This window comes from Nocardia goodfellowii, from assembly GCF_017875645.1.
Classification (GTDB): Bacteria; Actinomycetota; Actinomycetes; order Mycobacteriales; family Mycobacteriaceae; genus Nocardia; species Nocardia goodfellowii.
The window spans coordinates 2,369,890-2,393,083 of the sequence record NZ_JAGGMR010000001.1 but is presented as its reverse complement, the minus strand read 5'-3'; the positions used below and the strand labels follow the sequence as shown (position 1 = coordinate 2,393,083).

Annotated in this window: 23 protein-coding genes and 1 riboswitch; of the genes, 11 read left to right on the top strand and 12 right to left on the bottom strand. The window is 67.3% G+C overall.

Annotated features, from left to right (window positions below; translation table 11 throughout):
* Positions 1–3 precede the first annotated feature (3 nt).
* Positions 4–1,188 (bottom strand): cytochrome P450, encoded by a 1,185-nt coding sequence (locus BJ987_RS10575; RefSeq protein ID WP_209887528.1) that lies wholly within the window; start codon positions 1,186–1,188, stop codon positions 4–6.
* A gap of 215 nt (positions 1,189–1,403) precedes the next feature.
* On the opposite strand from BJ987_RS10575, the gene BJ987_RS10570 reads away from it, so the two are divergent.
* Positions 1,404–2,081 carry a helix-turn-helix domain-containing protein gene (locus BJ987_RS10570; RefSeq protein WP_209887525.1) on the top strand — a complete coding sequence of 226 codons (678 nt, stop codon included), beginning with the start codon at positions 1,404–1,406 and terminating at the stop codon, positions 2,079–2,081.
* Here BJ987_RS10570 and BJ987_RS10565 read toward each other — a convergent pair.
* The gene (locus BJ987_RS10565; RefSeq protein ID WP_209887522.1) at positions 2,078–2,515 is read right to left on the bottom strand and encodes a limonene-1,2-epoxide hydrolase family protein; all 438 of its coding nucleotides are present in this window, start codon (positions 2,513–2,515) and stop codon (positions 2,078–2,080) included. The two genes, BJ987_RS10570 and BJ987_RS10565, sit on opposite strands and share 4 nt — an antisense overlap.
* Before the next feature lie 32 nt (positions 2,516–2,547).
* On the bottom strand, positions 2,548–3,288 hold the full coding sequence (locus BJ987_RS10560) for a TetR/AcrR family transcriptional regulator (protein ID WP_209887518.1): 741 nt from the start codon (positions 3,286–3,288) through the stop codon (positions 2,548–2,550).
* A 101-nt stretch (positions 3,289–3,389) separates the two neighbouring features.
* Between BJ987_RS10560 and BJ987_RS10555 the strand changes: the two genes are divergently transcribed.
* The 4 genes from BJ987_RS10555 to BJ987_RS10540 all read left to right on the top strand — a co-directional run bounded on the left by BJ987_RS10555 (position 3,390) and on the right by BJ987_RS10540 (position 7,194).
* A complete protein-coding gene (locus BJ987_RS10555) occupies positions 3,390–4,571 on the top strand; it encodes an FAD-dependent monooxygenase (protein WP_209887515.1) in 1,182 nt (393 codons plus the stop codon).
* Between the two features lie 126 nt (positions 4,572–4,697).
* Positions 4,698–5,912 carry a hypothetical protein gene (locus BJ987_RS10550; RefSeq protein WP_209887512.1) on the top strand — a complete coding sequence of 405 codons (1,215 nt, stop codon included), beginning with the start codon at positions 4,698–4,700 and terminating at the stop codon, positions 5,910–5,912.
* Positions 5,912–6,661: an ESX secretion-associated protein EspG gene (locus BJ987_RS10545; protein ID WP_209887511.1), complete on the top strand. Its 750-nt coding sequence runs from the start codon at positions 5,912–5,914 to the stop codon at positions 6,659–6,661. The genes BJ987_RS10550 and BJ987_RS10545 overlap by 1 nt, the downstream gene beginning before the upstream one ends.
* 98 nt (positions 6,662–6,759) lie before the next feature.
* Complete coding sequence (locus BJ987_RS10540; protein WP_209887508.1) at positions 6,760–7,194, top strand: DUF6841 family protein; 435 nt, start codon at positions 6,760–6,762, stop codon at positions 7,192–7,194.
* A gap of 59 nt (positions 7,195–7,253) precedes the next feature.
* Here BJ987_RS10540 and glyA read toward each other — a convergent pair whose 3' ends face one another.
* Positions 7,254–8,546, bottom strand: a complete 1,293-nt coding sequence (gene glyA, locus BJ987_RS10535) for a serine hydroxymethyltransferase (RefSeq protein WP_209898162.1) — start codon at positions 8,544–8,546, stop codon at positions 7,254–7,256.
* A 121-nt stretch (positions 8,547–8,667) separates the two neighbouring features.
* Positions 8,668–8,751, bottom strand: a riboswitch (ZMP/ZTP riboswitch).
* 2 nt (positions 8,752–8,753) lie between these two features.
* Complete coding sequence (locus tag BJ987_RS10530) at positions 8,754–9,311, bottom strand: TetR/AcrR family transcriptional regulator (RefSeq protein WP_209887505.1); 558 nt, start codon at positions 9,309–9,311, stop codon at positions 8,754–8,756.
* Positions 9,312–9,418: 107 nt separating this feature from the next.
* Between BJ987_RS10530 and BJ987_RS10525 the strand changes: the two genes are divergently transcribed.
* Positions 9,419–9,868 (top strand): PaaI family thioesterase, encoded by a 450-nt coding sequence (locus BJ987_RS10525; protein WP_209887502.1) that lies wholly within the window; start codon positions 9,419–9,421, stop codon positions 9,866–9,868.
* A 276-nt stretch (positions 9,869–10,144) separates the two neighbouring features.
* Here BJ987_RS10525 and BJ987_RS10520 read toward each other — a convergent pair whose 3' ends face one another.
* Complete coding sequence (locus BJ987_RS10520) at positions 10,145–11,341, bottom strand: DUF885 domain-containing protein (RefSeq protein WP_209887499.1); 1,197 nt, start codon at positions 11,339–11,341, stop codon at positions 10,145–10,147.
* Between the two features lie 223 nt (positions 11,342–11,564).
* On the opposite strand from BJ987_RS10520, the gene coaA reads away from it, so the two are divergent.
* Positions 11,565–12,497 carry a type I pantothenate kinase gene (gene coaA / locus BJ987_RS10515; protein ID WP_209887496.1) on the top strand — a complete coding sequence of 311 codons (933 nt, stop codon included), beginning with the start codon at positions 11,565–11,567 and terminating at the stop codon, positions 12,495–12,497.
* Positions 12,498–12,554: 57 nt separating this feature from the next.
* On the opposite strand, the gene BJ987_RS10510 is transcribed toward coaA, so the two are convergent.
* From BJ987_RS10510 to BJ987_RS10500, 3 genes are all read right to left on the bottom strand, one after another.
* Positions 12,555–12,758, bottom strand: a complete 204-nt coding sequence (locus tag BJ987_RS10510) for a cold-shock protein (RefSeq protein WP_067523410.1) — start codon at positions 12,756–12,758, stop codon at positions 12,555–12,557.
* Between the two features lie 114 nt (positions 12,759–12,872).
* A complete protein-coding gene (locus tag BJ987_RS10505; RefSeq protein WP_209887494.1) occupies positions 12,873–13,454 on the bottom strand; it encodes a hypothetical protein in 582 nt (193 codons plus the stop codon).
* A 72-nt stretch (positions 13,455–13,526) separates the two neighbouring features.
* Entirely contained in the window at positions 13,527–14,315 is a 789-nt protein-coding gene (locus BJ987_RS10500; RefSeq protein WP_245365896.1) for an isoprenyl transferase, read from the bottom strand.
* A gap of 209 nt (positions 14,316–14,524) precedes the next feature.
* Between BJ987_RS10500 and trhA the strand changes: the two genes are divergently transcribed.
* From trhA to BJ987_RS10485, 3 genes are all read left to right on the top strand, one after another.
* Entirely contained in the window at positions 14,525–15,148 is a 624-nt protein-coding gene (gene trhA / locus BJ987_RS10495) for a PAQR family membrane homeostasis protein TrhA (protein WP_209898160.1), read from the top strand.
* 80 nt (positions 15,149–15,228) lie between these two features.
* A complete protein-coding gene (locus BJ987_RS10490) occupies positions 15,229–16,944 on the top strand; it encodes an adenylate/guanylate cyclase domain-containing protein (protein WP_245365895.1) in 1,716 nt (571 codons plus the stop codon).
* A gap of 131 nt (positions 16,945–17,075) precedes the next feature.
* Entirely contained in the window at positions 17,076–17,795 is a 720-nt protein-coding gene (locus BJ987_RS10485; protein WP_209887488.1) for an NIPSNAP family protein, read from the top strand.
* Positions 17,796–18,710: 915 nt separating this feature from the next.
* Here the strand turns inward: BJ987_RS10485 and BJ987_RS10480 are convergent.
* Positions 18,711–20,756 (bottom strand): thioredoxin domain-containing protein, encoded by a 2,046-nt coding sequence (locus BJ987_RS10480; protein WP_209887486.1) that lies wholly within the window; start codon positions 20,754–20,756, stop codon positions 18,711–18,713.
* 227 nt (positions 20,757–20,983) lie between these two features.
* On the opposite strand from BJ987_RS10480, the gene BJ987_RS10475 reads away from it, so the two are divergent.
* Positions 20,984–21,547, top strand: a complete 564-nt coding sequence (locus tag BJ987_RS10475) for an HD domain-containing protein (RefSeq protein ID WP_209887483.1) — start codon at positions 20,984–20,986, stop codon at positions 21,545–21,547.
* On the opposite strand, the gene BJ987_RS10470 is transcribed toward BJ987_RS10475, so the two are convergent.
* Positions 21,535–22,002 carry an NUDIX hydrolase gene (locus BJ987_RS10470; protein WP_209887480.1) on the bottom strand — a complete coding sequence of 156 codons (468 nt, stop codon included), beginning with the start codon at positions 22,000–22,002 and terminating at the stop codon, positions 21,535–21,537. The two genes, BJ987_RS10475 and BJ987_RS10470, sit on opposite strands and share 13 nt — an antisense overlap.
* A 233-nt stretch (positions 22,003–22,235) precedes the next feature.
* Complete coding sequence (locus BJ987_RS10465) at positions 22,236–23,054, bottom strand: PIG-L family deacetylase (protein WP_209887478.1); 819 nt, start codon at positions 23,052–23,054, stop codon at positions 22,236–22,238.
* Positions 23,055–23,194 lie beyond the last annotated feature (140 nt).

Sequence of the window (23,194 nt, the reverse complement as noted above, 5' to 3'; positions counted from 1 at the left end):
GGCTCACCACGTCACCGGCAGCGCGTGGACTCCGTAGATGTCCATGTCGTGGCGCATCGGGACGTCCTCGGCGGGCACCGCCAGCCGCAGCGACGGGAACCGCTGCACCAGAGCCGGTAGGGCGACCCGCATTTCGACGCGGGCGAGTTGCTGACCCAGGCACTGGTGGACGCCGTAGCCGAAGGCGACGTGGCCGACGGCGTTGCGGCGGATGTCGAAGGTGTCGGGGTCCTCGAACTTGCGCGGGTCGCGATTGGCGGCCGGCAGTGACACCGCGACGGTCTGCCCCTTCCGGATCAGCTGCCCCTCGACCTGCACGTCGGCCAGCGCGCTGCGGGCACCGGTCTGCACGATGGAGAGGAACCGCAGCAGTTCCTCGACGGCTTGGTCGGCGCGGTCGGGTTCGGTTCGGAGCAGGGCGAACTGGGCCGGGTGCCGCAGTAGCGCGAACGTACCGATCCCCAGCATGTTCGCGGTGGTGTCCAGGCCCGCGGCAAGCAGGAAGCCGCCGATTCCGGCCAGTTCGTCCTCGGTGAGTTCGCTGGTGGTGAGATCGCTGAGCAGATCATCGGTCGGTTCCGCGCGCTTGGCCCGGACCAGGCCGCGCACATAGTCCTGTACTGCCCCGAAGGCGGCGTACTGCTGTTCGGGAGTGCTGTCGAGTGCGCCCATCGTGCCGGTGTGCGCGAGGAAGACCTCGCGCTCGGCGTAGGGCACACCCAGCAGCTCGCAGATGACGAGCGCGGGGATCGGGCGGGCGAAGGCGCGCACCAGGTCCAGCGGGCCGCCGGTGCGCGCCATCGCGTCCAGGTGTTCGGCGGTGATCTGTTCGACGCGTTCGGTGAGCAGCCGCATCCGGCGCACAGTGAATCTGCTCGCCAGCAGCTTTCGATAGCGGGTGTGCGCGGGTGCGTCGAGGCCGGTGAGATCGCCGAGCGGGGCGGGCGGCAGTTCCCCGACATCGGCGAGCGGATAGTGCATGAGCTCGAAACGGGAACTGAAGCGTGGGTCGGCGAGCACCGCGCGGACCGCCGCGTGACCGGTGGCGAGCCAGCCCTGGTGACCGTCGGGAAAGACCATCGGTGTGATCGGGGCTTGTTCGCGCAGTTCCGCGAGTCCGGCGGGCGGGCTGAACGGGCAGCCCCGCGGGCGAGTGGTGGGTAGTGGAACGGCTTGCGCTTCGGTCATCACGGATCCTCCTGCTCAGCACTTCGGAATGATCCGAACGCTACGTTGCGTTCATATATCGAACAACGAACCTCCGCAGCAATCTCGGCTAAACGCAGGTAGATTCGAGATATCAGTTGCAATGGTGCTGCGGCAGAACGCAATCGAGCAGATCAATCGTTGCAATGAGTTGCGTTCACCGCAGCCGTTCGCACCGAGCTCGGAGGAGGCCACAAGTGCCGGGAGGCAGACTTACCCGGGAGGAGCGCGAGGACATCGCCGCAGGACTGTCCCGCGGTCTCGGCTACGCGGAGATCGCCCGGCGGCTGAACCGGCCGACCTCCACGGTCAGCCGCGAAGTCGGCCGCAACGGCGGGCCGAACCGCTATCGACCCGAGCGCGCGCACCGGGCCACCGAACGGCGCGCCCGTCGGCGCAAGCCGGTGCTCACCGGTCTCGCCGACGAGCCGATCGATCCCGCGGTCACCGAATTCACCACGCACTTCACCACGTTGTTCGCCCGGACCGGTATGCCGCGCACCGCGGCCGGAGTGCTCGCGTGCCTGCATTCCGCCGACACCGGCAGCTGCACCGCGGCCGAGCTGGTGCGCTGGCTCCAGGTCAGTCCGGCCTCGATCTCGGCGGCCATCCGCTATCTCGAGCAGCAGGATATGGTCCGGCGCGAGCGCGACCCTCAGCGCCGTCGCGACCGCTACCTACTCGGCGAAGACGCTTGGCTGCGTGCGACTTTCGCCGGGGCACGGCAGAATTTCATGCTCGCCGAGGCCGCGCGGCAGGGTGCCGCGACACTGGGTGAGCACCGTTCAGCCGCGGCGCGGTTACGGGAGATGAGCCGCTATCTGGACCACGTCGGCAAAGACATGGTGGCCTCCGCGGAGCGGTGGCGCGGCTAGCTCCGCGACCGGCGGGCCGCGCCCAGCGCCATGCGCCCGATCCCGACGGCGGCGCCCCGCAGGAAGTTTTCGAAACTGAAGTGGTCGTGCCACAGCACGATCCGCCCCTCGCGCAGTTCGAAGGTCCCGGTCACCCAGAAACCGATGGTGAGGGGGCCGGCGCGCAGGTAGTCGGTGCGGTCGGTGAGCACGACGTCGCCGTTGGCGGCGATGTGGTGCATGTCGGCCGCGAAACCGAACGCCTCGCGGTCCAGCCCGCGCAGCACGCCGCCGACGCGGCGGATGCCGCGGACGTCCGGCAGCGAGGTGTTCTTCCAGACGATGTCGGGGTGCAGCAGCTCCAGCGCTTCGTCCACCGCACTCAGCTCGAGTGCGGCGAAGAACTCCCGCACCGTGGTGATCGCGTCCTGCATGAGTTCGAGTTCGTCGGACATGAATCGAGGGTAGGCCGCCGGGAGCGGTTCGCCTATCCCGCGCGCTCGGCGATGAGCACGGCGAGTCCGTCGAGGATGCGGCCGATGCCGAAACGCAGGGCGTCGTCCGTGTTGTCGGACGCTCCGGTTCGGTGCGCGGCCGCGGCTTCCTCGGCGAAGGCGGCGCGCACGGCGGGATAACCCGCGCCCGCGACGGCGAACATTTCCTCGAACTGCCGCGCGACCTGCTCGGCCAGCTGGCCGCCGGTGCTGCCCAGGGATTGCTGGGCCAGGCTGCGAATATGCCCGTTGATCAGGACGACGGTGTCCAGCCGCTCCGGGCCGGTCAGTCCCGTCCCTTCCAGCGCGACCAGCGCGACCTCCAGCCAGCTCAGCTCGTTCGGGCCCATCGGGCGCACACCGACCGCGAGGTCCAATGCCCACGGATGTTCGTTGTAGCGCGCGAAGAGCGTCACGGCCCACTGCCGCAAGCACTCCCGCCACGGTCGCGGCGAATCCGGCTGCGCCTCGAGCAGTTCCGGGGGCGCGCCGAGGGCGGTGTCGAGCATGAGCGCGGTCAGCTGCTCCTTGGCCGGAACGTACCGGTACAGCGACATCTTGGTGTAGCCGAGGCGTTCGGCCAACCGTTGCATGGACAGGCTGGCCAGCCCTTCGGCGTCGGCGAGCGCGATCGCCTCGGCGACGATTCCGGCCAGTGTCAGGGCGGGCTTGGGGCCGCGCTTGGGCCGCTCCCGGATGCCCCAGAGCAGTTCGACGGTGGTCGGTGACGGCATCGACGGTCCTCCCTTGACGGCTAACTGTGTCTACCATACTCTAATTCGTGTCCTACGGAAACAGATTCCATTGGACGCAGTTCTAGTCCTCGGGAGAAGTCATGCGCAACCAGTCCGTTCTCATCTCCGGCGCGTCCATCGCGGGCCCGGCCCTGGCCTACTGGCTCAACCACTACGGCTTCCACGTCACCGTGGTCGAGCGGGCACCCGCGCCGCGGCCCGGTGGCCAGGCCGTGGACTTCAAAGGCGCGGCGCACCGGACCGTCCTGGAACGGATGGGCGTGTGGACGGAGATCCACGAGCACCGCACCGGAACCACCGACACCGTCTTCGTCGACGAGGCGGGCGAGCGGGTCGGTTTCATGTCCGGCGATTTCACCGGCGGCGACGTCGAGATCCTGCGCGGCGATCTGGCCGAGATCCTCTACAAGCGGACGCTCGGGGAGTGCGAATACCTCTTCGGTGATTCGATCAGCGCGCTCACCGAGACCGCCGGCGGCGTGCACGTGCGGTTCGAACGGGGCGCACCGCGCACCTTCGACCTGGTCTTCGGCGCCGATGGAATCCATTCGCGGGTACGGCGTCTGGCGTTCGGGCCCGAATCGGAGTTCGTCGAGGACCTGGGTCACTACTACTGCGTCGCGGGCGCGAGCCCATGGAGCACCGAGCACACCGGTCCGCGCGAGCGCGCCACCGCCTACGCGTTCAACGCACCGGGCCGGCTCGCCGTCAGCGGCGGTCCGAAGGCTCAGCAGCTGTACATGTTCGCCGCGCCCGAACTCGACTACGACCGCAATGACAGTGCGGCCCAACGCCGGATCATCGAGCAGACATACGCCGGGCTGGGCTGGGAGGTGCCGCGGATGCTGGCCGAGCTGACCGAGTTCGACGATTTCTACCTGGACTCGCTGAGCCAGGTCCGGATGCGCGGTTACACGAAGGGCCGGATCGCCCTGGTGGGCGACTCCGCGTACGGAAATACGCTGGGCGGCTTCGGAACCGGGCTGGCGGTGGTCGGCGCGTATGTGCTTGCCGGGGAACTGGCGCTCGCGGACGGCGAGCACACCGCGGCCTTCGCCCGCTACGACGAGATCATGCGCCGCTACGCCAAAATCGCGAGCAACAGCCACGCGGGCAAGTTCCTCGCTCCGCGTACCGCGCGCGGCATCAAGCTCCGCAACTGGTTTCTCGGCAGCCGAATGTTCGCGCTGATGTCGAAGTTCGGTGACAACGCCGCCAACGACATCGATCTGCGGAACTACCCGGAATTGACCACCAGGTGAACGCCCGCTCACCTAGCCCCGCGCGATCCGCTGTGTTTCGATGGAACCGGAACGGGGTGGAGTGCGTCTATATGGTCGAACGGCTCACATCCGCCACCGGGCACCTGAACACCAGGGGAGCGATCCATGAGACCTACCGACGGCAGGGCGATCACCAATCCCGAGAACGCGCACAACTTTTCGCACGCCGAGATCAAACAGGCCGCCGATCAGATGAATCCGGCCGGATTGGACGCCGCGTTCGCGGCCTGGTCGGCGATCGCCGCCGCGGTGACCAAGGCGGGCGACGAGTTCGAGACGGCGATCCAGCAGGCCATCGACCAGCGGTGGGAGGGTGCCGCGGCGGCGGCCGCGGTGCGCGGTATCCGTGAATACGCCACCCGGGTGGGCGAACTCGGGGCAGCGCTGGCCCAGCAGTCCGAGCCGTTGTCGTCGGCGGCGGGCGCGGCGGCCAATTTCAAGGCGGCGATTCCCGCGGTGGCCGACAGTTCCTCGAATACCACCGAGCCCGCGGCCCGGAATTCGCAAGAGGAACAGGCCCGCGACGACATGTACACCTATTACATCCAGCCGTACGGGGCGACGGCACCGGAGATCCCCACCCTGCCGGAGCCGGTCAACCCGGTCGCCGTGCCCGGCACCGGCGTCAACCCAGGCCCGAGTTCACCTGCGACACAACCTGGTACGGAGAACGGATCGCCGAGCACGACGCCGCCAACCGACCCCACCGAAAACGGGACGCCCGCCGAAACGGGCACGCCCGCCGCGGAAAGCGAGCCGAGCGAGCAGGCCCAACCCGGCGAGGAGGGCAAGCCGGCCGAAGCGGGGACACCGGCAGCGCAGAACCCAGCCGACACCACGCAGACACCGGAAAGCACCACACCCCAATCGATTTCACCAAGCCCAGGCAACACCTTCCCCGCCGCCACCTACGCTTCCTCGGCCCCCGGTATGACCACACCGCAGTCCGCCACCATGCCGAGTGCCGCCGTAGTACCGGGTGTGCCCGCCGCCACGACGCAGTCCACCGTCGTGCCGAACACGCCGGTCACGAGCAATCCGAGCGCGGCCCCGAACGCGCCGAATCCGCTGCGGCCCGGTACCTCGGTGCCCGCGCATCCGGCGGCACAGCAGGCGCCGGTCGCACCGGCACCCGGCGGCGGTCGCGTCGCAGCGCCCGGCGCCGCCGGCTACGCGGGCATGATGCCTCCGCGCGGCCAGGCTCGCGGCGAACCGGACGGCGAGCACAAAACAGCGAAATACCTGCGCACCAAGGAACATACGAAGGAGCTGCTCGGCGAGACCGAGAAGACAGTCCCGCCCGCGCTCGGAGCCGACTGATGCCACAGCCCCCACTCCCCCAGTGGACGCTGACCGCCGAGCAGTTCGCGGCGGCCTGGTACGGCACCGGTCTGGACCGGTTGCCGTTCCCGTTCCGATTCACCAGTCGTTTCCCCGGACTGCACGAGTATCAGGACTATCAGCGCCGCTTCCGTCGCGAACTGGACGCCGACGAGCATCTGCATCTCAAACGCGCGCTACGGGTGCTCGGCCGACCCGATTGGCGCATAGAGCTGTTCGGCCTGGACAACCGGCGCGGCGCGGCCACGGAAATGCGCGCCATCGGTTGTGCCAGCCGCAGCGGCACCGGCGTCATCGCCATGCAGAATCCGGGGTCCGATGGCGGCAAGGTCCGACTACGCCGCTGCCGCAGCGACCATCTCGCCACCGAACTCATCCGATTGCTGCCCGATTCCCCGCCGGGCCCGGCTCCCGAGAAGAGTTATCTGCTCAGCGAACTCAGCGACGATCCCGCCGATCCGTTCGGCAACCCGTCGGCGGCCCGCGACAGCTACCGTCGTTTCTGGCGGCAGCCCTGCACGACCCGCGGCACCGTCGTCGTACTGCTCGGTCCGCGCAACGCCGAACCGCTGCGCACCGGCAAACTTCGCTGGATCGACACTGTCGAGGGCCGTTACGCCGAGACACCCGCCAATGGCGCGCTGATGATCCGGCCCGCCACCAGCTCCGGAATCACCCGCTACCTGGACGAAGCCATCATCCGCGCCCGCGCTCGGATGGATTCCTAGCCGGGTTGCGGGAATTTCGCTCGGCCCGGCGGGCGGGTGTCACATCCGCGCCCGTCGAATCAGGCGCGGGCGGTGGGGTTCTTCCCTACCGTGGAGCCATGACCACCCGAGACGAGATTGAGGTTTTTCTCGACGAGTATCAGAAGGCGCTGTCCACCTTCGACGCCGAACGCAGTGCCGCCCAATGGGGTACGCCGGGCACCATCGTCAGCGACGACTTCGTCGGCTCCCTGGACAGCACGGCCGAGATGGCCGCGGGCCTGGCCCAGTCCTACCCCTTCTACCAGCGTCTGGGCCTGGCCGGCGTGGGCCACACCCTGCTGGAGAAGACCGACCTGACCGAGCGCATCGTGCGGTTGCGCGTGCGCTGGCATTTCCACGACGCTCAGGGCGCCCTGCTCACCGACAGCGATTACGAGTACCTGCTCCGCCGCGACGACGACGGCCTGCACGCCTATGTCGCGGTCGCCATCGACGAGCGGGAGAAGTTGAGTCGACTGGCCGCCGCCAAGGGCATCGACCTACAAGGCTGAAAACGAAAGCGCCCCCGCCCATTTCGCGCATGGACGGGGACGTTCGACGGTGCCGGAACTCAGCCGAGCAGGTGCCAGTCCTCCAGGCCCTGGTAGAGCGGGACGCTCTGGGCCAGCTTGCTGACCCGGCCGCGCAGCGTCTCGATATCGGAGCCGCCCGCCAGCGCGGTGCCGATGATGTCGGCGACCTCGGTGAACTCGGCGTCGCCGAAACCGCGGGTGGCCAGGGCGGCGGTGCCGATGCGCAGGCCGGAGGTGACCATCGGGGGCCGCGGGTCGAACGGAACGGCGTTGCGGTTCACCGTGATTCCGACCTCGTGCAGCAGATCCTCGCCCTGCTGGCCGTCGAGCTGGGAGTTACGCAGGTCGACCAGGACCAGATGCACGTCGGTGCCACCGGTGAGCACGGTGATGCCCTTGTCCTTGACATCGGCGCCGGCGAGGCGCTCGGCCAGGATCTTCGCCCCGGACAGCGTGCGCTGCTGGCGGTCCTTGAACTCCTCGCCCGCGGCGATCTTGAAGGCCACGGCCTTGGCGGCGATGGCGTGCATGAGCGGGCCGCCCTGCTGGCCGGGGAATACCGCGCTGTTCAGCTTCTTGGCGAACTCCTGCTTGGCCAGGATCAGACCGGAGCGGGGGCCGCCGAGGGTCTTGTGCACGGTGGAGGAGACGACGTCGGCGTGCGGCACCGGCGAGGGATGCAGGCCCGCGGCGACCAGACCGGCGAAATGCGCCATATCGACCCACAGGTAGGCGCCGACCTCGTCCGCGATCTCGCGGAAGGCGGCGAAATCCTGATGCCGCGGGTAGGCGGACCAACCGGCGACGATCACCTTCGGGCGAGACTCGAGGGCGATCTTGCGCACCTCGTCCATGTCGACGCGGTGGTCTTCCTTGCTGACCCCGTAGGAGTGCACCTCGTAGAGCTTGCCGGAGAAGTTCAGGCGCATGCCGTGGGTCAGGTGGCCGCCGTGCGCGAGATCCAGGCCGAGCAGCCGCTCGCCGGGGTTCATCAGCGCCATCAGCACCGCGGCGTTGGCCTGGGCGCCGGAATGCGGCTGAACATTGGCGAAGTCGGCGCCGAACAGTTCCTTGGCGCGGTCGCGGGCCAGCGTCTCGACGACATCGACGTGCTCGCAACCGCCGTAGTAGCGGCGGCCCGGGTAGCCCTCGGCGTACTTGTTGGTGAGCACGCTGCCCTGCGCCTGCAACACCGCGCGCGGCACGAAGTTCTCCGAGGCGATCATCTCGAGGGTGTCGCGTTCGCGGGCGAGCTCCCCGGCCATCGCGGCGGCGAGCTCGGGATCGAGTTCACCGAGAGACTGAGTATTGACAGAGGCGGTCTGCGTCACGCCCGAGAGTGTATAGCGGCCCGCGGCGTCTCCCTGCGGGGCGGTGGCCGGGTGCGGGGCGGGCTCGGCCTGGCCGGCGTCGTGGGGCACGGGATTCTGTTGCATCGCAACCTCCATCGTTGCCCTGCACCCAGGCGCGCGGTGCGGGACGTGAGGCTTCCCGGTGGTTGCTTCCACCTCGAGTGCGCCAGTCGCGGTCGGTCCAGCTTATCCGGCACGCAGCAGCGGGCCGAGGGTGGCCTGGACATCGTCGAGTGGCCGCACGGATTTCGTGGCGCGGGACTGGACGATGGCGCCCTCTACGGCGCTCACCACCAGGCTGGCGAGTGCTCGCGCGCGCTCGGCGGGGATGCCGTCGGCCGCCAACGCGGCTGCCAGCCGATCGTTCCAGCCGTCGAAGACCAGGCCCGCGGCCGCCTGCACGTCGGGTTCGGCCTCGGCGAGCGCCGCACTCACCACCGGACAGCCGGCGGCATAGTCGCTGTTGCGTAAGGCCTTCTTCCACCAGCCGACCAGTCCGGCCAGCCACTGGTCGGGTGTGCCGGTCGCGGTGACCTTGTCGAAGACGACGGACATGCGCTCCCCCGCCACCCTGGTCGCTTCGGCCACCAGTTCGGCCTTGCCGGACGGGAAGTGCTGGTAGAGCGAATTTCTCGACGCGTTGCCGCGTTCGAGCAGCGCGGCCAGTCCGGTGCCGGGCACACCCTGCTCGCGCACCAGCTCGATGGCGCTTTCGATCAACCGGGTCCGCGGGCCCGCGCTCATCGGCTACTCCCTTGCCGTCATGCCGCTGCTTGCCTTCATGAACCGATCGGTCCATACTCCGATCATGCCATGTGGACCGATCGGTTCACCGAGAGGATGGAAACCTGATGACCACCGCCGAGATCGACTACGCCAAGCTGTCCGGCCTCGAACTGCTGCGTACCGCCATGACCATGGAAAACCGCCCGCGCTTCATCGGCGACCTGCTCGGCATGGAGGTCGACGAGCTCGAGCACGGCCGCGTGGTCTTCGCGCTGCGCACCCGCCAGGACTTCGCCAACCCGCTCGGCAGTACGCACGGCGGCATCTGCGCCACCCTGCTCGACTCGGCGATGGGCTGCGCGGTGCACACCACCCTGGAACCCGGCGTCGGCTACAGCACCCTGGAATTGAAGGTGAACTACATCCGCTCGGTCCCCACCGACGGTCAGCGGCTCACCGCCACCGGCACCACCATCCACGTCGGCCGCAGCACCGCGACCGCCGAAGGGCGCGTCGTCGACGAGCAGGGCCGCTTGGTCGCGCATGCCACCACGACGTGTGTCATCTTCCGCTGACCGCGCGAAGACCTGCCCCACCTTTTGGGGGCGCGCGAGCGGGTAACGAATCGGGGTGTGACCACCGGTTCACCAGGTGGAAGTCATCCCATTCGATTGCGAAGGAAGCACCCCATGTTGAACCTGGTCGCCGTGCCCACCAACCCGCTCGAAGGCCTGCTGCGCACGCTGTCGCAGCTGATGTGCAGCATCTCCTCCGGCGGAAACTGCGCGGTCATCCAGTAGCGCAACGCAATTCGGGACGCGCGGGCCCGGCGGAGCCGCCGGGCCTTTCGCTCACATGCGCCGGATCGCGCCGGGCGTCAGCGGCTCGTCGAGCAGACGCCGGAATCGGTCCGCACGATCCGCCGCGTCCGTGGCCCGCTCCAGCCAGCCGCCCAGCAACTTGTAACCCTCCACGTAAGTGCTGATGTAAGCCCGCCACAGCGGCGAGGACAGGAACCGCAGCGACTGCCGTGCCCGCTCCGGCGTCGCCAGCGACCACCGCTGCAGGAACTCCGCCACCTCGGTTTCGTCGCGGCGCCGGTCGTGCAGCAGCAGCGCCGCGTCCTGCCGCACGCTCAGCAGCTCGGCCGACGCGGCGGCCAGGCGTTCGGCGCGATCCCCGTCGAACCGCAGACCCAGATCCGCGTAGATCTCCTCCGCCCACTTACCCCAGCCGGGGCCGACGATCGAGCGCAGCGCCAGATCCGCCAAACCCTCCGCCATCAGGCACTGCGGGGTATTGACCAAGAACAGCGTCTGCTCCGCCTGCCCAGCCGCCACGAGTCCGGCCTCTTTGCGGCAGTGCTCGGTGTGATGACCCGGATAGGACTCGTGCGCGATCAGACTCGGCAGGTGCGCCATGTGCTGTTTGAGGTCGGAGTTGATCGCGACGCGGGAGTGGAAATTGCCCAGGTAGTAGTTGAATCCGGACCACGGCTTGTCGCCGACCACCTCGTAGGTGACGTGCTCGTGATCGGGCAGCGGATAACGCTCGCGGACCAGTTCGCGCAACGCGGAGGAGAACGCGTCGACGCAGACCTGCAACCGGGCGGGCGGGATCTCGTCCGCACGCCGGTGCGCGGCGAATCGCTCGGCCAGCGGGCCGTCGCCGGGCAGCACCTCGTCCATCAGCCGGTGCGCCTCGCGGTAGTTCTCGGTGTCGCCGGGCGCGATGTCCACATCGAAGTAGTCGCGCACCTCCTCGACGAAGCCGATGTCGTCACCGGCGAACTTGCGGCCGGAGGTTTCCAGGGCGCGCAGATGCACATCCAGGAACTCGGTGCGTTCGGGCGACAGGCCCGCATCGGGCAGTTCTGCGCGCAGCGCGACCGCGCGACGCGCCAGGGCACGCGGTTCCGGTGCCGGGCCGTTCTCGACTTCGCGGCGCAACCCCGGGTCACCGGTGTAGGCGTCGACGAAACCTTCCTCGAGCCGATCGAAGGCCAAGCCGAGCCGCAAGTATTCGGTCACAAGGGGATGCGCTTCCATGCCCGTCAACCCTAGTGTCCGACAGCCGGGGCCACCTGCGGTTACCAGTGGGTAGCGGTACCCCCCGTTTCACACACTTGTGTGGCAGAGGACAATTCGTCCATGCGGCGACAGCTAGACCGAAACTCACCGAGGCAGCACCGCGACAGTGAGTGTTTCTCGCAAGAGCGCGTCCGGGCCAGGGGGATAGCGGTCGGCGACGTCGGCGGGGCGGGTTAATACAGTGGCCAAAATGAGCGAGCCGAGCCCGTATGTGGAATTCGATCGGAAGCAGTGGCGAACACTGCGCAAATCGACTCCGCTGGTGCTCACCGAGGAAGAGCTGATCGGTCTGCGGGGCCTGGGCGAACAGATCGACCTCGAGGAGGTCGCGGAGGTCTACCTGCCGCTCGCTCGTCTCATCCACCTGCAAGTGGCCGCACGTCAGCGGTTGTTCGCGGCGACCGCCACCTTCCTCGGGGAGAAGCACCCCGACCAGCAGGTGCCGTTCGTGATCGGTGTCGCCGGCAGTGTCGCCGTCGGCAAGTCCACCACCGCGCGCGTACTACAGGCGCTGCTGGCCCGCTGGGACCACCATCCGCGGGTGGACCTCGTCACCACCGACGGATTCCTCTACCCCACAGCGGAATTGACCCGGCGCGGGATCATGCACCGCAAGGGTTTCCCGGAGAGCTACGACCGCCGCAAGCTGCTGCGCTTCGTCACCGAGGTGAAGTCCGGGGCCGCCGAGGTGTGCGCGCCGATGTACTCGCACATCTCCTACGACATCGTGCCCGGCAAGCTGCACTGCGTGCACCAGCCCGACATCCTCATCGTCGAGGGGCTCAACGTGCTGCAGACCGGTCCGCGGCTGATGGTGTCGGATCTGTTCGACTTCTCCATCTATGTCGATGCCCGGATCGAGGACATCGAGAACTGGTACGTCCAGCGCTTCCTCGCGCTGCGGGCGACCGGTTTCGCCGACCCCAAGGCGCACTTCCACCACTACTCGAATTTCACCGACGAGCAGGCGACCGCCGCGGCCAAGGAGATCTGGAACTCCACCAACCGCCCCAACCTGGTCGAGAACATCCTGCCCACCCGGCCCCGCGCCACCCTGGTGCTGCGCAAGGATGCCGACCACAGCATCAACCGCATCCGCCTGCGGAAGCTCTGAACAACGCAAAAACCCCGCACCCAAGGGTGCGGGGTTTGCTACCAAGCTGAGTTGAAATCAGATGGCGCGGACGTCCTGGGCCTGCGGCCCCTTCTGTCCCTGGCCGACCTCGAACTCCACACGCTGTCCTTCTTCAAGGGACTTGAATCCCGAGCCGGACACCGCCGAGTAATGAACGAAGACGTCAGGACCGCCACCGTCTTGCGCGATGAAGCCGAAGCCTTTTTCGCTGTTGAACCACTTCACACTGCCTTGAGCCATTTTAGAATTCATTCTTTTCTGTAGATGAGCCGAGCAAATCACTTTGATGAACCCGTACTCACCCCATAACCATGTCACGGATCGGCCAGGAAAGCGAACGGTGTGAGCCAACGCTCACCCGCCGACGTCTCCTGAGAGCTTCCAGGCGGCGTCCAGCCGGGCCGCGACATCGATGTCACGGGCGGCGGCGATGTGCGGTTTGCGGATCTCCTTGGCGATGTATTTCGCTACGAAGCGGCGAATCTCATGGTCGACGCTGGCCAGGATGCGCAGGAGCTGAGCGCGGAGGGTGTCGGCCTCCACGTTGATGCGGACGTCGCTGGGACGTGGTTCGGCGATGTCGATGATGATGCGCAACGGGTCGGCGGTGCGCGCGGTGAGATGCAGGTGCAGGGTGCCCGCCACGTCGAAGTTGTGCCGATCGACAGTGAGGTCGATCAGCATGTCGAGGGCGAGGGGGATCACCAGTTCGAACGTGATCAGCTCGTCCAGGTAGCGGGTGAGGCGGGGTTCGCCCAGCCGCACATTGGCGGTGACCTTGGCGAGGCGGGCGGGGCCGACGCCGATGGGGCCGAAATCGATGGCGGCGCCGGTCAATTCGCTGAAGGCAGCGAGGATGCGGCCCTCCGAGACCGCGTATTCGAGGAAGCGGCGGCCGAAATCCTCGTAACTGATGTAGGGCGCCGACTCGTCCATGATTCGGAAGTTACGCGAAAACGGGCGCGCTGACCGGCGAAACGGCGGAAAACCCAGGACCCTGGGTACCGGTTAAACGCCGAAGCGGCGGTGGCGGGCCGCGTAATCGCGTAGCGCGCGCAGGAAGTCGACGCGACGGAACTCCGGCCAGTACGCCTCGGTGAACCAGATTTCGGAATACGCGCTCTGCCAGAGCAGGAAGCCGGACAGACGTTGCTCGCCGGAAGTGCGGATGACCAGATCCGGATCGGGCTGGCCCGAGGTGTAGAGGTGCTGACCGATGGCGTTCACGGTGATCGACTGCACCAGATCCTCGCCGTGCTCACCGGCCGCGATCTCCTGGCGCACCAGTTTGCGCACCGCGTCGGTGATCTCCTGCCGGCCGCCGTAGCCGACCGCCACGTTGACGTGCACGCCGTCGCGCCCGTCGGTGCGCTCGGCGGCGGTGCGCAGCCGCTTGGCGATCAGTTCCGGGAACCCGTCGAGCGTGCCGACGATGCGCACGCTCCAATTCTGTTCCGGCGCCGACAGTTCCTCGACGACATCGGTGATGACCTCGAAGAGGGTTTCCAGTTCTTCGGGATCCCGCTGCAGGTTCTCGGTGGACAGCAAGTAGACGGTGACCATCTCGATGCCGACCTCGGCGCACCAACCGACCAGCTCGGCGATCTTGAGCGCGCCGACACGGTGGCCGTGGCTCACATCGGTGAATCCGTTCTCCCGAGCCCAGCGCCGGTTACCGTCACACATGACGGCGACGTGCCGGGGATGTTGTTTGCCGGCCAGCTGCTTGGACAGCCGCGCCTCGTAGATGCGGTAGGGCAGGCCACGCACCCGACTCGGAAACTCCACGGCGTCCAACCCTACGCCTCACCGGCCGGATCCCGGCAACGACGGCGCACACTGGCAGCGCAGCCAAACCTACGGTACCGTAGGTTACTCACCGGTCAACTAGGAGATTGCTCGTGTCCGAATCAAGCAATGCCACCGACCTCGCCGGGACGCCCAGCCGACCGGGCGGGCCGAGTCAACCCGGAGAATCACTGGTCGACGCGCTGGTCAAACCGCGCATGCGCGGCTGGATCCACACCTGGGCCGTCGGGATCGCCGCTGTCGCGTGTACGGCGCTGGTCGCCAAAGCCGCGACCGTCTCGGCGACGGCGGGCTGGTCCACCCTGGTCTACGGGGTCACCGTCTGCTTACTGTTCGGAGTCAGCGCGGTCTACCACCGGGTGACCTGGCCGACCGTGCAGAAGCGCATCCAGATGAAGCGCGCGGACCATTCGATGATCTTCCTCTTCATCGCCGGCAGCTACACCCCGTTCGCCCTGCTCGGCCTGCCCGGCAAAACCGGCAAGATCCTGCTCGCGGTGGTCTGGGCCGGCGCGCTGGCGGGCGTCGCGCTGAAACTGCTCTGGCCCACCGCTCCCCGCTGGGTCGGGGTGCCGCTGTATCTCTTGCTCGGATGGGCCATCGTGCCGGTCGCCGGGCAACTGCACACCCAGATCGGCATCGCGCCGCTGATCCTGCTGCTCATCGGCGGCCTGATCTACAGCGGCGGCGCCATCCTCTATGCCACCAAGTGGCCGAACCCCTGGCCCGCCGTGTTCGGGCATCACGAGTTCTTCCACGCCGCGACGGTGCTGGCGGCGCTGGCCCACTACATCGCGATCTGGATGGTCGTCCTGCGCTGAAGTTCGGTGTCCGTCTACCTGCCGCCCGCCCGGCGCAATAAAGTCGGCAGCGAAACTTCGACGACCGGACGGCACAGGTGATGGCAGCGCAGGACATGGACAACGCGAACACCGGCGCCGGTGACCGCGATGACGCCGTGCACCTCGCTCCCCCGATGAACCGGGTGCGCCGGGGCATCGCGTGGCTGGTCCTCTGGGCGCTGCGGGCGCGCTGGGGCCTGGCCGCGGTGGTGATCACCGCGAACCTCAGCGGTCTCGCGGTCATCGTCACCGAACTCTGGCTGAGCAACTTCTTCGACAAGCTCGGCGAAAACTGGTTCGAGGTCCTGGCGCTGGTGGCGATCTACCCGACGATCGGCTTCCTCGTCGGGGTCGCGCTGGCCATCCGGGACCGCAACGTCTACTTCGGCTGGTTCGATCAGGCGCGAAAACCGACACCGGAGGAAGCACGGCGGCTGCTGCGCCTGCCCTTCGCGATCACGCTGCGGGCGCTGGCGATCTGGATTCCCGGCGTGATCGTGGCCGCGTCGGTGTTCACTCACGTCACCGCGCACGACGACCGCGGCGTCACCGCGGCGCTGTTCACGATCGGCGCGCTGGAATCCGCCGGTATCACCTTTCTCATCGTGGACCGGTTGATCCGGCCCACCATCCCGGTGCTCGCGCGCGTTCTCGGCGCGACCATGCACTGGAGTTCGTCGGTACTGGTCCGGTTGGTGCTCAGCTGGGCGGTGGCGGGCGCGCTGCCGATGATGATGCTCATCGTGGTGCTCGCCGACCCGGCGTCCGCGGCGCAGGATCGGATTCGCACCGCCATCTATTTGTCCGCCGTCGGCCTCGCCGTCGGCGCGCTGGCGACGGCATTGCTCGCGCTGGCCGTCGCCTCCCCCATCCGCATGCTGCGCCAGGCGCTGGATCGGATCACCCAGGGCGAGTTGAACGTCCGGGTGCCGATCGGGAGCACCAGCGAGATCGGACGGCTGGAGCATTCGGTCAACGAGCTGGCCGCGAATCTGCGGGAACGGCAGCGGATGCGCGATCTGTTCGGCCGCCACGTCGGCGCCGAGGTGGCCGAGCGGGCACTGGCCGAGCAGGACGTGGATCTCAAAGGTGACGTGCGGGAGGTCTCCGCGCTGTTCGTCGACGTGACCGGTTCGGTCGCCCTGTCCACCGGGCTGTCACCACACGAGTTCGTCGCCAAATTGAACCGGCTGCTCACCATCGTCGTCACGGCGACCGAGGAGAACAACGGCCTGGTCAACAAGTTCGAGGGTGACGCCGCACTGTGCATCTTCGGCGCACCGATACCCCTGGGCGACAACGCGACTCCGGCTTTACGCGCCGCGCGGCGCATCCGCGACGAGGTACTCGCCAGCGGCGAGCTCGATATCGGGATCGGAGTGGCGCGCGGGCAGGTGTTCGCCGGCGACATCGGTTCCGACACCCGGCTGGAGTACACGGTGATCGGCGACGCCGTGAACGAGGCGGCGCGGCTGACCACCGAGGCGAAGGAGGTGCCCCGGCGAATCCTGGTCAGCAGCGCGGTAATCGAGGCCGCCGCGCCACACGAACAAGCGAAATGGCAGCTCTACCAACGCATTCAGCTCCGCGGCATGCCGGAACCCACCTCCTGCTGGAGCGATGTCGACTCCTCCGACCACATCGGCGCGGACGGCGAACCCGACGCGGTCCCGGCGCACCCCTCCGGCGCCACCGACCCGGCCACCGCACGCGGCCCGGTCACCGAGATTCGCACGCTCGTCACCGAAACCGGCTCGCCCGCAGCCGAATCCTGAGCTCCGCACCGAGATCGACCTCACCACCGGATCGGCCGAACGGGTGCGGCACCAACCGGGTGGCCAGATATTGACGAATGTAGGCATCCCGCATACTCGAATCTCGCCGAGCCCACTGTCAGGGTCGGTGCATGGTGGAAAACGCTTGGCCGCTGCTCGAATTGCGGCAGTACACCCTGCGACCGGGCACCCGCGATGTGTTGATCGACCTGTTCGACCGGGAGCTGGTGGAGACGCAGGAGGCCGTCGGAATCCGGGTGCTCGGCCAGTTCCGGGACGAGTCGGATCCGGACCGCTTCGTGTGGATCCGCGCGTTTCCGGACATCGCGGCCCGGACCGCCGCGTTGCGAGCCTTCTATCTCGACGGCGTGGCCTGGCGCACCCATGCCCCCGCCGCCCGAGCGACCATGGTGGACACCGACAATGCCCTGCTCCTGCGACCGGCAACCGCCCAGTCCGCCTTTGAATCGACCGGACAGCGGCCGCCGATCGGGACCACGGAACTTCCGGAATCCCGTGTGCTGGCCATGATTTACCAAGTGTCAGGTGACCTGACGGAGTTCACCGAGTTCTTCGACAACCGGATACGTCCAGCCCTCGATACGACCCCGAGCGGCGTGTATGTCACCGACCCGAGCCCGAACGACTTCACCCAACTGCCGGTGCGCACCGAGCAGGTACTCACCTGGTTCGCCCGATTCCCCGACTCCGACAGCCGCGCCACCTACCTCGACCAGCTCGCGGCATCGCGGGAGTGGACCGAAAGCGTGCTACCGGAACTGGATAAACGGGTGAGCGCTCCGCCCGAGCAACTACTCCTCGCACCGACCTCCCGCTCACTACTGCGCTGAACTATGGCCCGGCTGATCGCGCCGGCGGCGGGGTCGATCCTCGACAGCGACGACCTTGCGGGTCCTGCCGTACTCGGAACGTCGCCCCGGAACCTGCCGAACGGCAAGCGGATACATCCCGGAAAGTACGTCCATGGAGGCTCCGTTCGCGGGATCATAAGAGAGACCGGCGAGCCCGTTCGCCGGGAATCGGGACCGATGCATCATGCCGACCGACTGGGGAAGCACCTCCGCCGAGAACGCCCGCCGTGCCAGCCGCAATCACGAGAACAGCCGCGGTGTGCAGAGCGGCGGTGGGTGTCTGATCGCACTGGTAGGGACGGCCGCAGTCGTGGCCGTCCTGTACGCAGCGCGTGGCGCCTCCCGGCGCCGCAGCCAATTGGGCAAGCCGGAAAGCCTGAAAAACCGGACTCGAACCTGCGGCGATTCCGCATACAGGATGCTGTCGCGGCAGCGTAGGACGGTGTCCCCGCATCTGATACCCACCGCGCGGCGTGCAGCGGCAGCCGAAATCCCGCGTCCCGCAGACTGTTCGCAGCCCTCGATGACCACGCCAGCGTGATCGCCCATCGGCGCGGCGCATTAGAAACGAGTGCAGTTGCTGCTGGGGCGACGGGGCTGAAAACAAACGGCGCCTCACCGACATCGATACCCGAATGATCAACGAAACCAACAAACTCCGGCTCAGCGATCTGGCCATCAGTCGCGTCCGATGCCGGCCGGTGGATGGTGGCGGGCAGGTCGCCATGCGCCTGCCGATTTTGACATCAACGAAGCAAGGAGCTTGCAGCTCGACGGGCTAGCGATGGAACGATCATCACGCTCCCCAGCGGCTTCGGCATCAACGACGCAGAGATGATCGGAACTGGCCCGGGTAGCGACGGAAAATAGCCACGCACCCAGGCGAATCCGATATCAACGACGCAGAGACGCCTGAAGCTCGGCCGGGGTGGTGACGGGCAGGTCGCAGACGGAGCCGCGGCAGACGTAGGCGGCGGGTTGGCCGTTGGTGGTCGGCCGGTCGGCGAGCAGCGGGACCGAATCGGGTGCGGCAGCGACGATCACCGTTCCGGCCGGCGCCTCGCGATACGCCGCTTCGATCAATTCCGTTGCCGCACTGGGGTCGTCGTCCGGCAGGGCGATCGCTACTTGTATCGGTCCGCGAACGGCAGCTTCCGCGACGGTGAGCCACTGACTCGCGGAGCGTGGTGCGCGCGCCAGTACGACGGCGGCGCGCTCGAGTGTGCGGTCTGCCAGTTCCCGGTAGCGTCCCGCCCGGTCCGGAGCGCTGAGCGCGGAGGCGGTGAGCAGGGCTTCGGCGAGGGATGAGGCACCCGCCGGTGTTGCGCCGTCGATCGGGTCGCGTGGGCGTGCGACGAGGACTTCGGCGTCATCGGCGGTGTCGAACCAGCTGCCCTGATTCTCCGGATCGGCGAAATGCTGAATCGCCTTATCCAGCAATGCTTGCGCGTGGTCCAACCAGTCCAGTTCACCGGTTGCCTGATGCAGGGCGAGCAGACCGGTCACCAACCAGGCGTAGTCCTCCAGGACACCGGGTGACACGCCGACGGCCCCGCCGAGCGAGGCCCGCCGCACCCGGCCGTCCACGACGTGCTCAGCCAGCAGGAATCGCGCGCACCGCGCGGACGCGGCGATCCACTCTTGTTGCCCGAGAATCGAGCCCGCTTCCGCCAAGGCCGTAATGGCCATGCCGTTCCAGGCGGTGACCACCTTGTCGTCCCGGTCCGGCTGCGGCCGGCGATCGCGGACCTGCACCAGCGCGGCCCGGACGCGGTCGAAGCGTTCTTGATCGTCCGGGTCGGTGTAGCGAGTCGGCACCGAGGTGCCCTGTTCGAAATTGCCTGCGGTGCTCACACCGAAAAGTTCTGCGGCCCAAGCACCATCGATCGGCCCGAGCACACCGGTGAGTTCGGCGGGCGTCCACACATAGGTGGCGCCTTCGACTCCGGGCCCGCCGGGTTCGAGATGGGTGTCGGCATCCAGCGCGGACGCGAACCCACCCTGCTCGGTGCCGAGATCATCGAGCAGGAAGTGCGCGATCTCCCGAGTGATGCGTTCGGCCAGCGAGTTCGGCGCATCGGACGACCCGTGCCGAGCCAAATGCGCGTAGCCCCTCAGCAATTGGGCATTGTCGTACAGCATCTTCTCGAAATGCGGTACCACCCACGCCGCGTCGACGGAGTACCGCGCGAACCCACCACGCAATTGGTCATAGATCCCACCGCGCGCCATCGCCTCGGCGGTCCGCGTCACCGCCCCCCACACCTCCGGACTTCCGGTGCGCTCCCAACTCCGCAGCATCCCGACCAGCAACGCGGACGGCGGAAACTTCGGCGCCCCGCCGAAACCACCGTGCTCCGGGTCCTCATCGCGCAACACCGCGCCGACCGCATGGTCCAGCAACTCGGCGTTCACCGCGAGTTGCGCCTCGGGCAGCCCGGCCGCCTGCGCCCGCAAGGCCTCCGTCACCTGCGCCGAGGCTTTGTCCACCTCGTCCCGCCGGTTCTGCCAGGTGTCCGCGACCGCCGTGAGCAACTGCGTGAACGACGGCATCCCACCCCGCGCCACCTTCGGGTAGTACGTCCCGCAATAGAACGGTTCCCCCTCGGGCGTCAGGAAGCACGTCATCGGCCACCCGCCCTGCCCCGTCATCGCCACCGTGGCATTCATGTACACCGCGTCCAGATCGGGCCGCTCCTCCCGGTCCACCTTGATGCACACATAGTTGTCGTTCATCAACGCCGCCGTCGCCGCGTCCTCGAACGACTCATGCGCCATCACATGACACCAGTGGCAACTCGCATACCCGATCGACAGCAGAATCGGCACATCCCGCTCCGCCGCCTCCGCCAGCGCCGCGGCATCCCACTCCCGCCAGTCCACAGGATTGTCAGCGTGTTGACGCAGATAGGGCGATGTCGCACCGGCCAATCGGTTCATGAATCCCAGCCTTCCATACCTTCCAGCACACAGCACCGACCCGAACAACCACGCCTCTACAGCCCGAGAACCACTCCGACGATGCGCCTCGGCCCAGTCCTACCGCCCTGAGCACGGCCTAAACCGTCGTGGCCGCATCCAACCAATTCTCTGGCTCGTGATTGTCCAGATTGAGGGTTACTTGAATCTGCCCGACCTCCGCGCCACGATCCCGGTACTGTTGCTCAATGGCCGTCCCCATACCGCATTGGGCATGGCAGATTGCCAGCTCGGAATTGGCAGTTGAACTGCCTAGGCGCTGGGCGCACACACAGGGCGTGGCTCGGACAGCCGTCGTTCTCGCCGACCGACTCGGTGGCGACACCGAACTCTTGGCCGCAGCGGCCGTTCTTCATGACGTGGGGTACGCACCGCGACTCGCCTCAACCGGCTTTCATCCCCTGGACGGTGCCCGCTTCCTCCGCGATGAACACCAGATCGACCAGCGAGTGGTCCGCCTGGTCGCCAATCACACATGCGCGCTGCTCGAGGCCGAGGAACGTGGCCTGCACGAGCAACTGGCCACCGAGTTCCCGGCTCACGACGACCCGTTGTTGACCGACGCCCTGATCTACTGCGACATGACAACTACACCGGACGGGACGCCGACAACACCCGGCGAACGGATCGGAGAAATCGTGAGCCGGTATGGACCCGATTCCGTTGTCGGCCGGTTCATCCGCCGCGCGGAGCCGGAAATCCTCTCCGCCACCAGCCGGATCGAAGCCCTACTGCCCACTCAGCCGAGGTAGGGGTAGTTGCCCGACAAGTAGTCGCCGATCTGCTGGCGCATGCTCGGATGGATATCCAACTCGTCGAGTTTGTCAGGGGCCACGAACATCACACCGTCGGCTTCGTCGTTGATCGTGGGCTCTCCGGCGACCGGGCGGCCGATATAGCAGTTCTCGTACTGCTGGCGGACCTCTCCGTCGGTGTAGGCGACGATGTGATTCGGGTTGCTGTAGACGCCAAGAAATCCGGTGATCTCAGCCGTTATGCCCGTCTCCTCTTTGCATTCTCGGATCGCGCACTCGGCGGCCGTTTCGCCCATGTCCATTGCACCGCCTGGCAAAGCCCACTGCCCGGTATCGCGTCGACGCTGAAGCAGGATTGCCCCGGACGCGTCGGTCACCAGCAGGTTGCAGGCCACCACAAGCGAATTCGGCTTGGGAGCCTTCGGGTCGTTGTAGTACTCGATCCTGCCCACGGTCGACCTCTCCTTCGTCAGGGTGCCCAGGGCTGCGCATCAGCCCAGATCGCATCGAAGCTCTCGGTGTAGCTGTCGAACCAGGCGGCTTCCTCAACCCTGAAGCACCGGATTCGTCCGCATACCGGGCAGCGAGTTGTACAGGGTGCATCGGTACGGGTTTCCGAGCACGGCACACGAGATCCAGGGGTCGGCGGTGAACCCGTGGGGTACAGGGAGTGCGGGTAGCCGGATCAGCGCAGGCCTGCGAACAGATCGGTTTCCTGGTCGGGTGCGCCGTCGACGCGATTGTGTTTGCGGACGAAGTATTCGGTGCCGAGGATGAGGTCTTGGATTTGTTCGGGGAGGCCGAGGAAGAAGGCGCCGTCGCCTTGGCTGCCGTGCGCCTCGAGGGCTTTCACTTTGCGCCGGGTATAGGCTGCGACGTCGATTGCGGTGGTGATCTCGGCCATGGGGGTGCCGAAGTCCTCCGGGGGTTCGAAATCGCCGAAGTCCATGCCGTTGGCTTTGGCGGCGGCGAACATTTCGTGGGCGGATTCGCGGGGTGTGACCGCGTGGTACAGCTTGGCGGGGATGCCGGTGGATTCGGTGGCGGCGACCGTAATGCGGTGGGCCTGAATGTGGTCCGGGTGTCCGTAGCCGCCGTTCTCGTCATAGGTGACGATTACTTGCGGGCGGTACTTCTGTATGAGGGTGGCGAGTTCGGCTGCCGCCGTCGATACCGGCACGTTGGCGAAGGCCCGGGGATCGGCGTTGGTGTCCCAGCCGTCCATGCCGGAGTCTTGGTAGCCCAGTAGTTCGACGTGTTCGATCTCGAGCAGCGCGGCCGACGCTCGCAACTCACCCAGCCGCTGTTCGGCGACGGCGGCCGGATCATGGCCGGGCGCTCCGGGTTTCACTCCGCCGGGGCCGTCGCCTTGCTCGCCGTTGGTACAGGTCACCAGGACCGTGCGGATCCCCTCTTCGGCGTAGCGCGCGAAAACGCCGCCGGTGTTGAGTACTTCGTCGTCCGGGTGGGCGTGGACAGCCATGATCGTCAGTCGCTCCGACATATCATCTTCGAACGCTGGCGCAGTCCTCGGCATTCCCGGCGGCGGCGCGGCATTTGCCGATATGCTCACGCGATGCCGACCTGAGGGAGGGCAGGGTTCTGGACACGCTGTGGACCTACGTCACCGAACACCGCCTGCAG

Bases quoted from the DNA above. Each gene is read 5' to 3' on its own strand.
- BJ987_RS10560 (WP_209887518.1), bottom strand. From the start codon at position 3,288: ATGCCGTCACCGACCACCGTCGAACTGCTCTGGGGCATCCGGGAGCGG.
- trhA (WP_209898160.1), top strand. From the start codon at position 14,525: ATGCGCGGCTGGATCCACACCTGGGCCGTCGGGATCGCCGCTGTCGCG.
- BJ987_RS10540 (WP_209887508.1), top strand. From the start codon at position 6,760: ATGACCACCCGAGACGAGATTGAGGTTTTTCTCGACGAGTATCAGAAG.
- BJ987_RS10565 (WP_209887522.1), bottom strand. From the start codon at position 2,515: ATGTCCGACGAACTCGAACTCATGCAGGACGCGATCACCACGGTGCGG.
- BJ987_RS10480 (WP_209887486.1), bottom strand. From the start codon at position 20,756: ATGAACCGATTGGCCGGTGCGACATCGCCCTATCTGCGTCAACACGCT.
- BJ987_RS10485 (WP_209887488.1), top strand. From the start codon at position 17,076: ATGGTGGAAAACGCTTGGCCGCTGCTCGAATTGCGGCAGTACACCCTG.
- BJ987_RS10465 (WP_209887478.1), bottom strand. From the start codon at position 23,054: ATGTCGGAGCGACTGACGATCATGGCTGTCCACGCCCACCCGGACGAC.
- BJ987_RS10575 (WP_209887528.1), bottom strand. From the start codon at position 1,188: ATGACCGAAGCGCAAGCCGTTCCACTACCCACCACTCGCCCGCGGGGC.
- BJ987_RS10530 (WP_209887505.1), bottom strand. From the start codon at position 9,311: ATGAGCGCGGGCCCGCGGACCCGGTTGATCGAAAGCGCCATCGAGCTG.
- BJ987_RS10520 (WP_209887499.1), bottom strand. From the start codon at position 11,341: ATGGAAGCGCATCCCCTTGTGACCGAATACTTGCGGCTCGGCTTGGCC.
- BJ987_RS10525 (WP_209887502.1), top strand. From the start codon at position 9,419: ATGACCACCGCCGAGATCGACTACGCCAAGCTGTCCGGCCTCGAACTG.
- BJ987_RS10475 (WP_209887483.1), top strand. From the start codon at position 20,984: ATGGCCGTCCCCATACCGCATTGGGCATGGCAGATTGCCAGCTCGGAA.
- BJ987_RS10490 (WP_245365895.1), top strand. From the start codon at position 15,229: ATGGCAGCGCAGGACATGGACAACGCGAACACCGGCGCCGGTGACCGC.
- BJ987_RS10545 (WP_209887511.1), top strand. From the start codon at position 5,912: ATGCCACAGCCCCCACTCCCCCAGTGGACGCTGACCGCCGAGCAGTTC.
- BJ987_RS10555 (WP_209887515.1), top strand. From the start codon at position 3,390: ATGCGCAACCAGTCCGTTCTCATCTCCGGCGCGTCCATCGCGGGCCCG.
- BJ987_RS10550 (WP_209887512.1), top strand. From the start codon at position 4,698: ATGAGACCTACCGACGGCAGGGCGATCACCAATCCCGAGAACGCGCAC.
- BJ987_RS10510 (WP_067523410.1), bottom strand. From the start codon at position 12,758: ATGGCTCAAGGCAGTGTGAAGTGGTTCAACAGCGAAAAAGGCTTCGGC.
- BJ987_RS10505 (WP_209887494.1), bottom strand. From the start codon at position 13,454: ATGGACGAGTCGGCGCCCTACATCAGTTACGAGGATTTCGGCCGCCGC.